The 16,612-nt window shown below is 34.0% G+C and carries 12 protein-coding genes; 1 reads left to right on the forward strand and 11 read right to left on the reverse strand.

All coding sequences use genetic code 11. The features are described from left to right. Positions 1 to 192: 192 nt before the first annotated feature. The 11 genes from OEW74_RS11125 to lpxB form a co-directional block, all read right to left on the reverse strand. Entirely contained in the window at positions 193 to 2,232 is a 2,040-nt protein-coding gene (locus tag OEW74_RS11125; protein WP_265428562.1) for a T9SS type A sorting domain-containing protein, read from the reverse strand. A 278-nt stretch (positions 2,233 to 2,510) separates the two neighbouring features. Then, positions 2,511 to 3,173 (reverse strand): DUF6048 family protein, encoded by a 663-nt coding sequence (locus OEW74_RS11130; protein WP_265428563.1) that lies wholly within the window; start codon positions 3,171 to 3,173, stop codon positions 2,511 to 2,513. Next, on the reverse strand, positions 3,139 to 3,609 hold the full coding sequence (locus tag OEW74_RS11135) for a DUF6452 family protein (protein WP_265428564.1): 471 nt from the start codon (positions 3,607 to 3,609) through the stop codon (positions 3,139 to 3,141). Before OEW74_RS11135 ends, OEW74_RS11130 begins: the two co-directional genes overlap by 35 nt. A gap of 10 nt (positions 3,610 to 3,619) precedes the next feature. Continuing rightward, complete coding sequence (locus tag OEW74_RS11140; protein ID WP_265428565.1) at positions 3,620 to 6,100, reverse strand: zinc-dependent metalloprotease; 2,481 nt, start codon at positions 6,098 to 6,100, stop codon at positions 3,620 to 3,622. A gap of 35 nt (positions 6,101 to 6,135) precedes the next feature. Further along, on the reverse strand, positions 6,136 to 7,542 hold the full coding sequence (rlmD, locus tag OEW74_RS11145) for a 23S rRNA (uracil(1939)-C(5))-methyltransferase RlmD (protein WP_265428566.1): 1,407 nt from the start codon (positions 7,540 to 7,542) through the stop codon (positions 6,136 to 6,138). Between the two features lie 164 nt (positions 7,543 to 7,706). Further along, entirely contained in the window at positions 7,707 to 9,239 is a 1,533-nt protein-coding gene (locus OEW74_RS11150; RefSeq protein ID WP_265428567.1) for a TlpA family protein disulfide reductase, read from the reverse strand. A gap of 140 nt (positions 9,240 to 9,379) precedes the next feature. Beyond that, on the reverse strand, positions 9,380 to 10,147 hold the full coding sequence (locus OEW74_RS11155) for a succinate dehydrogenase/fumarate reductase iron-sulfur subunit (protein WP_074232040.1): 768 nt from the start codon (positions 10,145 to 10,147) through the stop codon (positions 9,380 to 9,382). Between the two features lie 24 nt (positions 10,148 to 10,171). Then, positions 10,172 to 12,184 (reverse strand): fumarate reductase/succinate dehydrogenase flavoprotein subunit, encoded by a 2,013-nt coding sequence (locus OEW74_RS11160; RefSeq protein WP_265428568.1) that lies wholly within the window; start codon positions 12,182 to 12,184, stop codon positions 10,172 to 10,174. A gap of 16 nt (positions 12,185 to 12,200) precedes the next feature. Continuing rightward, positions 12,201 to 12,863 (reverse strand): succinate dehydrogenase cytochrome b subunit, encoded by a 663-nt coding sequence (locus OEW74_RS11165; RefSeq protein WP_265428569.1) that lies wholly within the window; start codon positions 12,861 to 12,863, stop codon positions 12,201 to 12,203. 145 nt (positions 12,864 to 13,008) lie between these two features. After that, on the reverse strand, positions 13,009 to 14,784 hold the full coding sequence (locus OEW74_RS11170; RefSeq protein WP_265428570.1) for a ComEC/Rec2 family competence protein: 1,776 nt from the start codon (positions 14,782 to 14,784) through the stop codon (positions 13,009 to 13,011). Between the two features lie 55 nt (positions 14,785 to 14,839). Then, a complete protein-coding gene (gene lpxB / locus OEW74_RS11175; RefSeq protein WP_265428571.1) occupies positions 14,840 to 15,949 on the reverse strand; it encodes a lipid-A-disaccharide synthase in 1,110 nt (369 codons plus the stop codon). A gap of 105 nt (positions 15,950 to 16,054) precedes the next feature. Between lpxB and OEW74_RS11180 the strand changes: the two genes are divergently transcribed. Continuing rightward, positions 16,055 to 16,564, forward strand: coding sequence for a DUF2480 family protein (locus tag OEW74_RS11180; protein ID WP_265428572.1), 510 nt, complete (start codon positions 16,055 to 16,057; stop codon positions 16,562 to 16,564). The last annotated feature ends 48 nt before the right edge of the window (positions 16,565 to 16,612 follow it).

A 16,612-nucleotide genomic window follows, 5' to 3' on the forward strand; every position in this document is an offset into this window, starting at 1 on the left:
AGAAAAATGTAAAGAATTTAGTCATAGGCAGTATTTTTTTATATTAAATACAAATCTAATCATTTTCTATAATTAAAATATAGATTAAACCATTTTTTTTACAATTACTTCATCAAAAACGAACTTATGATTTCAAAACAAAAAAATCCCCAGGGTTTTCCTGAGGATTTATTTAGTATTAAAAAGAATTTATTATTTCTTGATAAATTTAGAATTGAAACTTTCTTTTCCTTTATCTTCAATAGATATTACATAAGTTCCTTTTACTAATGATGAAACATTAATTTTTCCATTGTTAATATTTCCATTACCAACTAATTGACCAGCTGCACTATAAATTTTATAAGTAGCTTTTTTATCAGAAACTTTAGTTACGTTTAAGAAATCTGAAACTGGATTAGGATAAATCCCTATTTTTTCTAATTGTGCTTCAGACGTAGATAATGTAGTAATATTTACAGCTCTTGTTTGAGTAGTAGTATAACCTGTACCTTGGAAGATTACATTACCTGCTGCATCTTTTAAGTTATAATAACCTCCTGTATCATAAATTCCATCACCATAAGAATCGTTGATGGTAAATGTATAACAACCAGGTGTTAAATTCCAAGTCTCAGTAGTAAGTGCTGGTAATGAAGTTGTATCCGTATAAGGACCACCACTGTAAACAGTAACACCCGCACTATTTTTCATTGTCCAAGAAATCTCACTACCATAGTTATCTCTTTGTAGGTTAAATGTATAAGCTCCTGTAGTAGCATTTACAGCTCCTGAACCTACAAAATATGTTGTAAAAGAGTTATTCGTTGATCTTTGATCGGCAACACCGTTTACAGTAGTTACTGATACAGTCATTGTTCCTGTAGGCATTGTTGCAGGTGCAAATATATCTACCACAGCATAACGACTTGGTGCAATGTTACCATTCCAAGTATAAGTTTGAGTATTTGATCCTACAGTATATGTAATAATTGCAGAAGTCATGTTACTAGTACCTCTATTATATAATGCAACTGCAAAAGAGTTTCCATTGCCTCCATCGCAGATTGAATTGTAAGTTAAGCAATTATTTTCTAATTTCACTTCTGCGTCATTAGCAAACAAAGGAATTGCAATATCTGCAACAGATGTTTTTAGCTCTGCTCTTCTAATAGAGTTATTCATTACAGCAGTAATTCTCGCTTTCTGATCATTTGTAAAAATATTCATACATGTATCAGTTGTATAATCCATGTAATTTTGAATCATATCATTTCCTGGATCTGAAGGACAAGAATCTATCGTTACACAATTATAATTTGCAGCTGCCGCAGCTGGAGTATCTAAACAGTAATCATTATTACTATCCGTAGCATTTACAACACATGAAGATGTATCTCCCCAAATATGTCTCAGACCTAAAAAGTGTCCTACTTCATGAGTCATTGTTCTTCCTTTATCATAAGGTGCATCCAAATGGAATGTGCCATCATCATAATCAGAACTTCCAAATGTTGCATAGTTTGCAACTACACCATCTGTTGTTGCAAGACCTCCACTTGTATTTAGTCCTCCTAAACCAGAATTTGAAGGAAATTGAGCATATCCAAGAAGCGTTGAACTACTACCTCCAAATTTTACGCTCCACATATTCATATATTTAGTAGGATCCCAAATTGTTCTTGGTTTTACATATGAATTAACACCTGCCTGAGTCCAGCTAGTATAACAGAAATTTACTCTATTAATACCACTAGTTGGATTTCCGTTAGGATCCACTTTTGCAAGAGCAAACTGAATCATAACATCAGCACCCACAGGATTTGTATTATACCCAGGAGTACCTGCCAATTTTCTGTAATCATTGTTCATCACCGTAATTTGCGATTGTACCTGAGCATCAGTAATATTGGGTGCTACACCATAAGCTTCTCCAGCATGAATTACATGTACAACAACAGGAATTGTAATTATTCCTCCATTTTGAGACTTGTTTGCCTTTGCATTTTGTACTAATGGAGCCAGCCAAGCTTCAAACTGTGCATCCGTCATTCTATCTGGATATTTAGCTTGTAATTCACGCTCTTCTTCTACCGTCGCACATTTAATAACACCATTTACGGCTTTCAATTCACTCACGGTATAGGTTTTACCTACAACTAATTTGCTATCTCCTATTCTTTGACCGTAAGCTATAACTGATAGTACGGAAACGAAGAGAAGTGCAATTTTAGAAAAAATAGAAATCTTCATTGTTAACAATATTTAATCCAGCAAATATAATATTAATTACTAATATTTTATCGTTTTATTTTATAGTTAATACAAATTCTTTAAAAATGTTTTCATATCCATTTATAAATATTAAAATCAATATAAAAAGTCACAAAAAAAAGAACTGCCAATTTAAGCGTCTTGTATTTTCCTTTTGCAAGAATTTATTAACAATAAAAAAACTCCAGAAAAATCAGGAGTTTTTTAGTATTCAATAAGTAAAAATTTTAGAGAATCAGATTTTAAACTGTTTTATATTAAAACTTATATGCAATATTCCAGGCAAAGCCCATATTAAATTTATTAGAGCTTTTTCCAAAACCGGGAACAATCATTGGAACAACATCATCCTGCTTTGAAGTAACCATTAAATAACGTGGTTGCATACTGACATCGATGTAAAAATTAGATTCAAACAGCTGTACTCTTCCGCCTAAATTTCCTTCCAACCAAAAAGATGATTGCGAAGAAGAAGGCATTGAAACTGATGAGCTGTTTCCGGCAAAACCACGAACCGGAATCTTCATATATTCCTGATTATAAAATGATCCACCGATTTTTCCTCCTCCATAAAAGCCGTTGAAATCATTTTCGCGGTCTCTTGCCAACATATAAAAGGCTCCGATTTTTACAAAAGGTCCGCTTGTTTTAGCATCGTAGCCATTATTTTGGTAAATATTTTTATCAAAACCGGCTTCTATAATTCCGTGGAGATTATCTTTTACTTTGGAAGAAATAAATCCCTGAAACATTTGTCGGTCTGAGAAAAATGAAACTCCTGCATTCAAGACATCAACACCCACAATAAAATTGGGTTCGTATTTCCATTTTGGTTTTTCAGCCTCCACTTTTTCCTGTGCAGAAAAAATCAGCAAACCGAAAACACTAAAAATTAAAGAATAAATTAGTCTTGTCTTCATTTTCTATAAAATTTTGCCCTTGTTCTACACTTTTCAAAGAATTCGGTGTTGATAATACTGAATTTACATTTTCATAATTTCTCTTCACACCACATCCCGGTGAAACGTAAATAGATTTTGTCGTATAATTTACTCTTACTCTCGTAGAATCTTCCTGTGTAGTAGTTTTTACATAAATATCCGTAAAAGGAGAATCATCTACACGTAACGGTACAAATACAGAATCAACTTTTAGCTTCCAACCCAAATCTACTATTCCTGTACCAAGATCAGCATAAATTTTAATGGAATCGAGCACACTGATTTGACTACCTTTTCTAAATGAAATTTTCATTCGAGGTGTACCCTCACCGCTTTCGCAGATATCATCATCACTTCCGCAAGAAATAACCGATGAGAGTGCAAGAATGAATATGATGAATTTAAAATATTTCATACTTAAATCGTTATTTTGGATCTAAAGCTTTCTCAATACGGAAAACCAAATCTTCATTATGATATTTGCTGACCAAATCGTTAGAAGTATTTTTTGCTAAAAGATCTTTTTTAATGGTATTTAAATTTCCTCTTACAATAGCAGAAACATCAGATTTATCAGAATTTTTGTTATCAATTAATCTTATTAAAGTATCTACATAATTTCTCTGAAGATTTCTTCCGTAAATATCTGCGTTATCTTTTATAATAATTGAATTGTTTAAATCTGAGAAAAACTCAACCAAAGGATATGAATTTTGATCAACCGCTTCAGATTGATAAAGACTCTGAAGCACCATCGGGCTTAAAATTCTTCCCAAAACAACATTCTGAATTTCTTCAACTGTTTTTACCGGAGTTTTACCAGTCTTCTCAAAAATATCTTTTTTAAGCAACCATTGCGGAGTAGTGAAAACATTTTCACTTAAAAATTTCATCGCCTCTTTTTGGTCTTTTTTGGCAACAACTTCATAAACGGCACCTGTTTGCTCTACAGTTTTCGGAGTTTCCATTTGTCCACCGATATATTTTGAAACGTGACCTAAATATCTTTTAAATTGAGTCGTCACCTGATCGTACATCATGTCGAGATTTTTATAATCTTCGTTTGGTGTTTTCGTCCATTTATCTAAGTTATCAACAATTCTTTGTAAGTTTTTGATTCCGTAAGTACTTGCAATCATGGCATTGTCACCAACTTGCTCACTTTGAGATCTTGGATCTAAAGGATTGGTTTCTGTACCAAACCAAAGTCTCTCGTTTTTAAGATTTTTAATTACCCACTGGTTCAGATATTGTTTTTCTGCATCAGGAGTTTTAAACTGATTAAATCTTTTATATCCCCACTCGATTGCCCAATCGTCATAATCACCAATTCTTGGGAAAATTCCGGCATCACCGATTTTATCTTCGGGTTGTGCAACATAATTAAATCTTGCATAATCCATAATCGAAGGAGTGTGGCCGTTTTTCTCCAGCCATTTTTTATCTCTTAATTTTTCAACAGGAACGGTAGAGCTTGATCCGTAGTTATGTCTTAAACCTAAAGTGTGACCAACTTCGTGAGAAGACACAAAACGAATAAGTTCACCCATTAGCTTTTCATCAAACTCCATTTTTCTTGCTCTTTCATCATTGGGTGAAGCCTGTACAAAATACCAGTTTCTTAGCAACAACATTACATTGTGATACCAATTGATGTGGCTTTCTAAAATCTCTCCCGTTCTAGGATCAGCGATTGAAGGTCCTGAAGCATTCGGTACATCCGAAGGTTTATAAACGATTGCAGAAAATCTTGCATCTTCCAAACTCCATTCTGTATCTACTTTCGGATCCGGAATTTTTGCAACAATTGCATTTTTAAATCCTGCTTTTTCAAAAGCTTTTTGCCAATCATTAACTCCTTGCATTAAATAAGGAACCCATTTTTTAGGAGTCGCAGGATCGATGTAAAATACAATCGGCTTTGCAGGTTCTACCAATTCACCTTTATTATATTTTTCTAAATCTTGTGGTTTTGGCTCAAGACGCCATCTTTTAACCAAAGAAATCCTTTTTACACCTTGAGGATCTAAATCGAAATCGGTATACCCCACTGTAAAATATCCAACTCTCGGATCAAAATATCTTGCCTGCATTTTGTTTTCAGGAAGAAGTACGAAAGAAGAGTTAATTTCCACTGTATAATTTCCACTGATTTTTGGTGCGGGTCTTCCCGGAATTGCAGGTGTTGCAGGCGTTCCTAAAGTTCTTGCAAAAGTTTTAGTGGTATTAATTTCAATATTTGTAGGGAAAGATTTCACAAAATTGACGAATGACATATCTTTCTGAAAAGTCCCGACTCTGTAAGAATCTTTAGACCAAACCGAAAAAGAAGTCAGCTCGTTATCAGAATTCAGAACATCTGTAACTTCAATTACAGAAGAATTGTTCTTTACTCCGTAAGCTTTTACATCAAAAGATTTAATGATAGACTGCACATTATTTCTCGTCACCGAATTATACATTTGCGAAGTAGAATCTTTCGCATAATCTACGTGAGAAATCGAGCGCAACAATATTTTATCTTTGGGACCTTTTTCAAAAGCAATAACTTGCTGCCCGATTTGATCTCCTGCATAACCAGAAGTCCCTGAACGCATTCCTGCAGCTGCTTTTGTTAATCTTGTTACCAAAAGAAACTCCTTTTTCAGCATCGCATCCGGAATTTCAAAATAATATTTGTCGTCTACTTTATGAACCGTAAAAACTCCCTGATCTGAAACCGCTTTATCGGTAATGATTTCTTTAAATGGTTTGATCAGACTTTTCTTTTTATCATCTTTCTTTACTACGGCAGTATCTTTTTTTACAGCCACTGTAGAATCTTTCTCTTTTTCCTGAGAAAATAAATTCTGCTGAGTAAAAAATAATGCACCAACTAAGAAAACAGCTTTACAGTTCTTTATCATATTCATTAAATTTTTTGATTTTCAAATTTAAGTAATTATTTCTTGATAAGCAGAGCAATATTCTCCACATGGTGGGTTTGCGGGAACATATCTACCGGTAAAATCTTCACCAAAGTATAATGATCTTTCATTAAAGCTAAATCTCTAGCCTGCGTTGCAGAATTACAGCTTACATACACTACTTTTTCCGGAGCCAGTTTCAAAATCTGCTCAACAACTTTCTGGTGCATACCGTCTCTTGGTGGATCGGTAATCAACACATCAGCTTTTGGATGATTTTCTAAAAACTCGTCATTGAAAACGTTTTTCATATCACCACAATAGAATGTTGTATTGGTTAAACCATTCAATTCAGCGTGTTCGATTGCTGCATCAATTGCTTCCTGTACAGACTCGATTCCAATTACTTGTTTTGCGTTTCTTGCAACATATTGAGCAATCGTTCCGGTTCCTGTATATAAATCGTAAACCACTTCATCGCCTTTTAAATCAGCAAATTCAAGTGTTTTTCTATATAACTCTAAAGCCTGTTTGTAATTAGTCTGGAAGAAAGATTTCGGACCGATTTTAAATTTCAAACCGTCCATTTCTTCCATTAAAAATCCTTCTCCGAAATATACTTTGATATTTTGATCGTAGATTGAATCGTTTTGCTTAGGATTAATGGCATAAACCAACGTTTTTATTTGTGGGAATTGTTCCAGCAAGAAATCAAAAAGCTGCGTACGGTTTTCTTTTTCTTCTCTGTAAAGCTGGAATAAAACCATCCATTCTCCTTTAGAATTTTGTCTCATCATCAAAGTTCTTAAGAAACCTTCCTGGTTTTTAACATCAAAAAAATCTAAGCCTTTATTCTCAGCGAATTTTTTCACCGCCAAACGTATTGCATTTGACGGATCTTCCTGAAGAAAGCATTCTTTTAGATCTAAAATTTTGCTCCACATTCCCGGAATATGGAAACCTAAAGCATCTCTGCTTCCAAAGTTTTCTTCAGAACTTATTTCGTAATGACTCAACCATCTTGCATTCGAGAAAGAAAATTCCATTTTATTTCTGTAGAAATACTGCTCTTCAGCACCCAAAATAGGAACGGTTTCAAAATCATCGATTCCGCCAATTCTCTTGATATTGTTATAAACTTCTTCTTGTTTAACATCAAGCTGCTTTTCGTAGCTCATATTTTGCCACTTGCAACCACCACAAGTTCCGAAATGAATACACTTCGGCTCAACTCTGAACGGTGATTTTTCGACAATTTCTTTTACTTCAGCCTCAAAATATTTTGATTTTGATTTTTTTACTCTTGCATTCACCACATCTCCAGGAATAGCTCCGGAAACCAAAACAGTTTTCCCTTCTTCAGTTTTCCCTATCGCAACACCTTTTGCACCTGCTGCAAAAAGTTTTATATTCTCAAGAATTACGTCTTTCTTCTTTCTCATATCAATTTCAGTATAATGAAGATAACTTTCTACCCTACCTTCACCTATTTTCTATTTTTCTAATAATTTTCTCTGAAACCTTTCAGTTTCAATTTTGTCTGCAAAAATACAATAAAAAAAACCTTATCCGAAGACAAGGTTTTTTTATATTTTGTTTAAGCTAATTATTTTGCTTCAACCGGAACTTTCTCAACCTGTGGAGCCGCTTGTTGCTGTAAAGCTGAAGGGTCAATCTGCAATTGAGCTGCAGGATCTACCTTTGGAGCTGAAAGACCTGTTTGCTTGTCTAAGATTGTAATCAAATCCTGATCACCTAGATTTACAAAAGATCTGCTTGCTACTTTACCGTTTTTATCAACTACGATGAAGCTTGGTAATTTGAAACCATATACTCCATATTTTTTAGCAATATCAGAGTTTAAACCTCCGTCACCGTAAACATTAGTTCCAGGAATTCCTTTTAATAAAGCATTGCTTGTTTTTGTAAACTGATCTTTAGTATCATCTAAATTTACAAATACGAAATTCATTTTAGATTTGTAGAAATTCACAACTTCTTTCAAAACAGGCATTGTACCTTCAGCAATGTAAGGATTCCAAGATGCATAGAATACCATCATGTAAGGTTTTCCTTTGTTCTCGCTTAATTTATAAGCTGAACCGTCTTGTTTTACCAAAGCTGCTTCCGGAGCATCGTCACCAATTTTGAATCCGTTGATTACGAAAAGCATCTTTTTTAAATCTGCTTTAATCGTGGCATCTTTAATATCTTCTTCAATAATTTTTTTGATTTTATCAGTCGTAGCAGCTGGAGTTTGTGGATGTACATCAGACTGAGCCATTACAAAAGCCAATAAATAATCTTTTTCTGTTTGAGAAACTTCTTTTTTACCCTTCAAGAATTCATTGAATAATTCTGAAGTTGTAACATCTGTTTTCCCTTGTGCTTTTGCCTGAGCAAATGTTTGGAAATCCGGACTCATTTTTGTTAAAAGATACTGTCTGTAAAACGGACTTGTTTTAATCATGGTTTCTTTATTCTCCTGAAGTTTAGCTTCGTAATCTGTGAATACTTTAGCTAGTTTGAATGAAGGATTACCCAACATCTGTTTTTTAGTCATTTCATAATTTACCAATAAATTAAGAATTGCTACTCTAGCATCAGTTCTTTTCCATTCAACCACTTCTTTTCCAGGATTAAATTTCTTTACATATTCGTCAATGTTTTTATTCACATCGGCTTCAATTTTTTGCATTGCCTTTACATAAGTTGCCTCATCACCTGAAGCCAACTGCTGAATATTCAAAGTCTGACCGTAAGTTGTTAGGAATTTCTGACAAGCCTGAAAGAAGTCGTTATCACTTTTTGCATCACCAGTCACTACATATTCGTTCGGAAAAGAAGCAGAATTACCTGAAATGTTAAGTTTCTGACCTCCTTTAAGGAAAATAAGGTTTTGCTTTCCTGCATAGTTAATCACGTACATTCCATTTTTTGGAGCTTCAAAAGTTCCTGTAAAGTTTCCGTCTTTATCGATACCAAAGTTAGCCAATGGCAAGGTAGCAACACCGGAAGCTTCTACAAACTCAATTCTCTCTAATGGAGAACTGCCTGCAATTTTTCCTTTTACTTCAACTTTTTTTGAACAAGACATTGCGAATATTGCAATGACAAACAACAAAAGATATTTTTTCATTTTTGATTTTAAATAATTTAGCAAAAATAAGTTTTTCAAATATACTAAATGCAATATTTGAAGGTAATTTATGAAAGATTTAACTAAAAAAATCGTCTCCGCAACGGAAGACGATTTTTTATAATTTATTTTAAAACAGATTATCCTCTGTCTGCATAAGCAGCCATGTATTCTCTGTTCATTCTTGCGATATTCTCAAGAGAAATTCCTTTAGGACATTCTACTTCACAAGCTCCTGTATTTGAACAGTTACCGAACCCTTCTTCGTCCATAGCTTTCACCATGTTTAGAACTCTACGTTTCGCCTCTACTCTACCTTGAGGTAAAAGTGCGTATTGAGAAACTTTAGCTCCAACGAATAGCATTGCAGAACCGTTTTTACAAGTCGCTACACAAGCTCCACAACCGATACAAGCTGCAGCATCCATTGCTTTATCTGCATCTTCTTTAGGAACTGGAATTGCGTTTGCATCTAATGTATTTCCTGAAGTGTTTACCGAGATAAATCCACCTGCAGCCATTACTCTGTCGAATGCGCTTCTGTCTACCATTAAGTCTTTGATAACAGGGAACGCAGCACTTCTCCATGGTTCAATAACGATAGTTTCACCATCTTTGAACATTCTCATGTGAAGCTGACACGTTGTAATCCCAGTATCAGGACCGTGAGCTCTACCATTGATGTAAAGAGAACACATTCCGCAGATTCCTTCACGACAGTCGTGGTCAAAAGCGATAGGTTCTTTTCCTTCGTTGATTAAGTTTTCGTTCAGGATATCTAACATTTCCAAGAATGAAGAATCTGTAGAAACATCTGATATTTTATAGGTCTCAAACTGACCTTTAGTTTTTGTATTTTTTTGTCTCCAAATTTTCAGCGTAAGATGAAGGCCTTTTTTTGCACTCATAATTATTTATTTATAGGTTGGAGATTATTTGTAACTTCTCGCTTTAACTTCGATGTTCTCATAGATAAGGTCTTCTTTGTGCAGAACTTCTTGTTTGATATCATCACCCTGATATTCCCAAGCTCCTACATATTTAAAGTTAACATCATCTCTTTCTGCCTCACCTTCAGGAGTAGAATGGTCTTCTCTGAAATGCCCACCACAAGATTCGTTTCTGTGTAAAGCATCGATAGCCATTAACTGTCCTAATTCGATAAAGTCTGCAACTCTGAATGCTTTTTCAAGCTCGGTGTTCATTCCTTCAGCTTCACCCATTACTTTTACGTCTTTCCAGAAATCTTTTTTCACTTGATCGATTTCTTCAATAGCTTCTCTTAAACCTTCAGGAGTTCTTCCCATTCCCACTTTATTCCACATAATGTGTCCTAATTTTTTGTGGAAATAATCTACAGAATGTGTTCCTTTATTATTAACAAAGAAGTTTACTTTGTCTTTAATTTCTTTTTCAGCTGCATCAAACTCAGCAGAATTTGTAGGAATTTCTCCTGTTCTGATGTCTGCAGAAAGATAATCTGCAATCGTGTAAGGAAGAACGAAGTATCCGTCTGCCAAACCTTGCATTAATGCAGAAGCTCCCAATCTGTTTGCTCCGTGATCTGAGAAGTTTGCTTCACCAATTACGAAACATCCAGGAATTGTAGATTGTAAGTTGTAATCAACCCAAACACCACCCATTGTATAGTGTACTGCAGGATAAATCTTCATTGGAGTTTTGTAAGGATCATCCGCAGTAATTTTTTCATACATAACGAATAAGTTACCATACTTTTCTTCAATCCAAGCTTTTCCTAAGTCGTAGATCTGCTGATCTGTAGGATTGTGAATATGTTTTTCGATAGCGGCTTCTTTACCTTTCTTAGTAATTTCTGTAGAGAAATCAAGGTAAACACCTTCTTTAGTATCATTATTTTCGATTCCGAAACCAGCATCACATCTTTCTTTACCAGCTCTAGACGCAACGTCACGAGGCACTAAGTTTCCGAATGCAGGATATCTTCTTTCTAAATAGTAATCTCTATCTTCTTCTTTAATGTTTTCAGGTCTCAATTTACCTTCTCTGATGGCAACTGAATCTTCAATTTTCTTAGGAACCCAGATTCTTCCAGAGTTTCTAAGAGATTCAGACATCAAAGTCAGTTTAGACTGCTGTGTTCCGTGAACCGGAATACAAGTCGGGTGAATCTGTACATAACAAGGGTTTGCGAAGTATGCTCCTTTTTTGTGGATTTTCCAGGCTGCAGAAACGTTTGAACCCATTGCGTTGGTAGAAAGGAAATATACGTTTCCGTAACCTCCTGAAGCAATTACCACTGCGTGAGCTGAGTGTCTTTCGATTTCACCTGTCACTAGGTTTCTTGCGATAATTCCTCTTGCTTTTCCGTCTACGATTACCAATTCAAGCATTTCGTGACGGTTGTACATTTTTACTCTTCCTTTTCCGATTTGACGGCTTAATGAAGAATATGCACCTAATAATAACTGTTGACCAGTTTGTCCTTTTGCGTAGAAAGTTCTTTTTACCTGAACTCCACCAAATGAACGGTTATCTAATTGTCCGCCGTAATCTCTACCAAATGGAACTCCTTGAGAAACACACTGGTCAATAATATTTGCAGAAACTTCAGCTAATCTGTAAACGTTTGCCTCTCTTGCTCTATAGTCACCACCTTTGATGGTATCGTAGAACAATCTGTAAGTAGAGTCACCATCACCTTGATAGTTTTTAGCAGCATTGATACCACCTTGTGCAGCAATAGAGTGTGCTCTTCTTGGTGAATCTTGGTAGCAGAATGCTTTTACATTATATCCTTGCTCAGCTAAAGTAGCTGCAGCAGAACCACCTGCCAAACCTGTACCTACAACAATAATATCAATCTTATCTCTGTTGTTTGGTGCAACAAGGTTCATATGGTCTTTATGATTTTTCCACTTATCCTTTAAAGGACCTCCTGGAATTTTCGAATCTAATTTACTCATAATTAGTATATTGATATTATTGAGTTACGTAATGAAAAATTGCAATAAAAATAAAACCTGCAGGAATCAAGATTGAATACCAGTTTCCGAAAGCTTTAATAACAGGAGTGTATTTAGGGTGTCTTGCTCCAATCGACTGGAAAGAAGACTGGAAACCGTGTGACAAATGCAGACCTAATAATCCGAAAGCCACAACATAAAGTGCAACTCTCCAAAGATCGTGAAACTTGTGGTGAAGCTCAGCGAAGTATCTTGTTTCATCTGGAGTATTTCCCTGAATGTATTTGTAATTCATTTCAGGAAAATAAAAATCGTAGAAATGCAATACCAAGAAAGCTAAGATCACAGCTCCGGAAATAATCATATTTCTAGACATCCATGTAGAATTAGCTGCTCCGTTGTTGTTCGCATATTTAATCGGACGAGCCTTGTTGTTCTTAATCTCAAGAACGAACCCCATTGCAAAATGGAAAATCACTGCAAACATCAAAATCGGCTGCATCAGATACTGCACCGCCGGATTGTATCCCATAAAATGAGAAGCCTCATTAAAAACATCTTCGCTGAAAACGGATGTCATGTTGGTAGATAGATGCATCACTAAGAATATCAGCAAAAACATTGCTGAAAGTGCCATAGCATATTTTCTACCTATTGTAGAACTTGTTAAACCTGCCATATTAAGTTTAAATTTGAATTTCCACAAAATTATGAAATGTTAACAATACTAAAAAGTGAGAAATCTCACTATTAGACAGTTTGTAATCTTTCTAAATAAGATTCATAAGTATATTAAATACAAGAAAAAGCATTAAAATTTGAGATTACTTTAATTGATAAATTTCACCTTCAAACTTTACCATTTTAGTCGAAGCCGGAAAGTTTTTGATTTCTATTTTTTTTATTCTGCGTGAAGAAACATACGGATTGATAATATATTGTTGAATTTTATCTTTATCCTCGGAAGAATTTATCCAAAAGATGACCTTGTTTCCTTTTTTCACGGAAATAACATTTTCTTTTTTATAATGATGAACTAAAAACTCATCTTTCTGATTTTCAAATAGGTTAAAAGAAATTCTCACGATAAAAAATACTGTAATCGCTAAAATTACATTTGAAATATTTCTAAAACTGAGTTTATCAAGCATAAATTTCAGAAAATAAATAATTCCAAACAGGAGAAAAACCTCAGCCAAATTCAAAGGAATATTTTCAAAGAAAACGGCATCGAAATCAGCAAACCAATGAATCACTTTCAGCAAAATCTTAATAATAAAATCGTAACACCCACTAATTATTTCAAAATCTAAATTAAAACCCATCAAAGCTGTCATTAAAAAAGAAAATATAATAATCAACTCAGAAAACGGAACGATTATAAAATTGGCGAGAATGGAAATCAATGAGAACTGATGAAAATAATATAAAACCAGAGGCAAAGTTGCCAATTGCGCCGCAACAGAGATTGAAATTGTATTATAGATAAGTTTTTTGAAAAAATTATCCTGTCTCGGAAGATATTTTAGAATGGGTTGATTGAGCCAATAAATACCTAAAACCGCCAGAAAACTCAACTGAAAACCTACATCAAAAATCTGTTGCGTATCAATAATCAAAATAATAAACGCCGAAAGTGCCATTGAATGGAGCAAATCTGGTTTCCGTTGAAGTAAAACATAAATAAAATATACCGAAATCATGATGCAAGACCTTACAACAGAATTTCCAAATCCAATGAAAAATGCAAAAATCCAGATGAATAGCAAACTGATAACGATGGCATATTTTTTCATACGAACAGACGAAAACCTCATCATCAGAAAATAAAACATTCCGAAAATTACAACGATATGCGTTCCTGAAATAGCAAGAAAATGCACCAATCCGGAACGGTTAAAATCCTGAACAGTTTCAGCATCAATTTCAGTGCGGTCTGCAAGAATAATTCCTTTTAAAAATTCACGACTGCGGAAAGACATTTCAGAATTATTGATTTTCTGTAAAGTTTCCAGACGTTTTTGCTTTATCTTTTCTGTAAAACTCAAATCGCTTCTTGCAGCAGAAGAAATTTCTCCGTTAATATAACATTGATAGAAAATATTTTTCCGCTTTAAATATTTTGAATAGTCAAACTGAAAATCGTGTTCCGGTGATTTGGGCTGAACAAGATAGGCTTTCGCTTTGTAATAATGATTAAAATCTAATTCTTTCTGAGATTTTTCAATATTAACAATGGCATCAAATATTTTACCATCAACTTCAATTGAGGTTTCATACTTCTTATATTTTTCGTTTGAATTTAATTTTTTAGAAACTTTAAAAATGATGGTTTCATTGGTTTTTAAATCAACCTTTTGAGTAGTAGAATTATTATAAAAATGAAAAGTAATTCCCAATCCGAAAAAGAAAATCATCAAAAGCAGGCTTCTGATTTTAAATAAAATATGAGTTTTCAGAAAAAACAATCCGAAAACAAAAATCAAAAAAGCGACAATTAAAAAGATTGAGTTTTGCTTTAAAGAAAACTCATCCTGAAAGAAAATCCCAAGAATAAAACAGAGTACAACAATCAAAAGAGGCTGCTTGTTCAAAATCATTTGTGTTTGAACAAACTAAGTTAGAAAATTTTAGAATACCGAAATAGATTTATTTCTATTTTTTGAGATTTAAAATTACATCAGCCGCATTTTCACTTGCCCCTTTTCCGCCCAATTTTTCTCTGAGTAATTTAAAATTTTGAAGCATTTCACTTCTTTTTTCACCATCAATAATGAAATTTAATTCTTTGACTAGATTTTTAGTATTAAGCTCGCTTTGAATTAATTCTTTCACCACTTCCCTATCCATAATCAGATTTACCAAAGAAATATATTTGATGTTTTTGACTAATCTTTTGGCGATGGCGTAAGAAATTTTGCTTCCGCGATAGCAAACTACTTCCGGAATATTCAACAGAGCAGTTTCTAAAGTTGCAGTTCCCGAAGTCACCAAAGCTGCTTTTGAACACCTCAGCAAATCATAGGTTTTATTGGAAACGAAATGCACATTTTCATCAACATATTTTTGATAAAATTCTTTTTCAAGACTTGGTGCACCCGCAATCACAAACTGATAATTTTCAAAATGCGGACGAACAGAAAGCATCATTTCCAACATTTTTTCTACTTCCTGTTTTCTGGAACCCGGTAAAAGTGCAATGATTTCTTTTTCATTTAAACCGTTTTCAGTTTTAAAATCATCAACAGAAATATTCTGAAGCGTAGAAATCGCATCCAATAAAGGATGACCTACAAAATGAGATTTCACACCATGTTTGTGATAAAAATCTTCCTCGAAAGGTAAAATCACCATCATTTCATCAACATATTTTTTGATGATTTCAACACGACCTTCTTTCCAAGCCCAAAGTTGAGGAGAAATATAGTAGACTACTTTTATGCCCAATTCTTTTGCAAACTTGGCAATTCGCAAATTAAAACCGGGATAATCAACCAAGATTAAAACATCAGGTTGGTTGTTTTTAATATCTTCTTTACAAATTTTAATATTATTTAAAATCGTTCGTAGATTCATCGCAACTTCCAAAAAGCCCATAAAAGCCAAGTCACGGTAATGTTTTACCAAAGTACCGCCTTGTTTCTGCATCAAATCTCCGCCCCAAAATCTGAATTCTGCGTTGGAGTCTTTTTCTTTTAAAGCTTTCATTAAATTGCTGCCGTGCAAATCTCCGGAAGCTTCACCTGCGATGATATAATATTTCATAAGCAACGAATGATGAGTGATAATTGATTTTCTGAATCTCAAATATCAAACCTCAAATTTCAAAATAGAAATGAGTAAATTTGCTTCAAAGATAATGATAAAAAAATGTCAGAAGAATTTGAAATAAAAAATAAAGTAGCAGCAAGCGGATTGATCAACTTTGACCTTACTGATTTGGTTCCCAAAGGCGCAAGAAAAGGGATTGATTTAAAAGATTTCCTTTTCATGGAAATGATTTTAAAAGAGAAAGATTTTCGTGAAAAAGTAGCAGCTATCAATACTGAAGAATACAAAGATGCTTTCGTTTACGTTTACAACTCTGTAGATGCAATTGTTCCGCTTTGGGCGTATTTTTTAATCACTGCTAAATTAACAGACATTACAAAGAAAATTGTTTTCGGAAATTTAGAAAATTTAGAAATAATCTTAATGCATGATGCGATCAACAGCCATGACTTTTCTGTAATGGAAGGAAAAAGAGTTTTGGTAAAAGGCTGTTCTGACAAGCTAATTCCAGAAAATGCATATGTAGAATTGGTAGAAAAAATTCAGCCGATTGTAAAATCTCTTATGTTTGGTGAGGCTTGTTCGAATGTTCCTATTTTGAAAAACTAAACTTACCATTCCATATTTCCGTCATACAAGTTTGTTATAAATTAAATC

This window comes from Chryseobacterium sp. YIM B08800, from assembly GCF_026163565.1.
Lineage (GTDB): Bacteria > Bacteroidota > Bacteroidia > Flavobacteriales > Weeksellaceae > Chryseobacterium.

What these genes read in the sequence shown, in the direction of transcription:
- OEW74_RS11130 (WP_265428563.1), bottom strand. Translation starts at nt 3,173, where the DNA reads ATGAAGACAAGACTAATTTATTCTTTAATTTTTAGTGTTTTCGGTTTG.
- OEW74_RS11160 (WP_265428568.1), bottom strand. Translation starts at nt 12,184, where the DNA reads ATGAGTAAATTAGATTCGAAAATTCCAGGAGGTCCTTTAAAGGATAAG.
- OEW74_RS11150 (WP_265428567.1), bottom strand. Translation starts at nt 9,239, where the DNA reads ATGAAAAAATATCTTTTGTTGTTTGTCATTGCAATATTCGCAATGTCT.
- OEW74_RS11170 (WP_265428570.1), bottom strand. Translation starts at nt 14,784, where the DNA reads ATGATTTTGAACAAGCAGCCTCTTTTGATTGTTGTACTCTGTTTTATT.
- OEW74_RS11155 (WP_074232040.1), bottom strand. Translation starts at nt 10,147, where the DNA reads ATGAGTGCAAAAAAAGGCCTTCATCTTACGCTGAAAATTTGGAGACAA.
- OEW74_RS11140 (WP_265428565.1), bottom strand. Translation starts at nt 6,100, where the DNA reads ATGATAAAGAACTGTAAAGCTGTTTTCTTAGTTGGTGCATTATTTTTT.
- OEW74_RS11165 (WP_265428569.1), bottom strand. Translation starts at nt 12,863, where the DNA reads ATGGCAGGTTTAACAAGTTCTACAATAGGTAGAAAATATGCTATGGCA.
- OEW74_RS11125 (WP_265428562.1), bottom strand. Translation starts at nt 2,232, where the DNA reads ATGAAGATTTCTATTTTTTCTAAAATTGCACTTCTCTTCGTTTCCGTA.
- lpxB (WP_265428571.1), bottom strand. Translation starts at nt 15,949, where the DNA reads ATGAAATATTATATCATCGCAGGTGAAGCTTCCGGAGATTTGCACGGC.
- OEW74_RS11180 (WP_265428572.1), top strand. Translation starts at nt 16,055, where the DNA reads ATGTCAGAAGAATTTGAAATAAAAAATAAAGTAGCAGCAAGCGGATTG.
- OEW74_RS11135 (WP_265428564.1), bottom strand. Translation starts at nt 3,609, where the DNA reads ATGAAATATTTTAAATTCATCATATTCATTCTTGCACTCTCATCGGTT.
- rlmD (WP_265428566.1), bottom strand. Translation starts at nt 7,542, where the DNA reads ATGAGAAAGAAGAAAGACGTAATTCTTGAGAATATAAAACTTTTTGCA.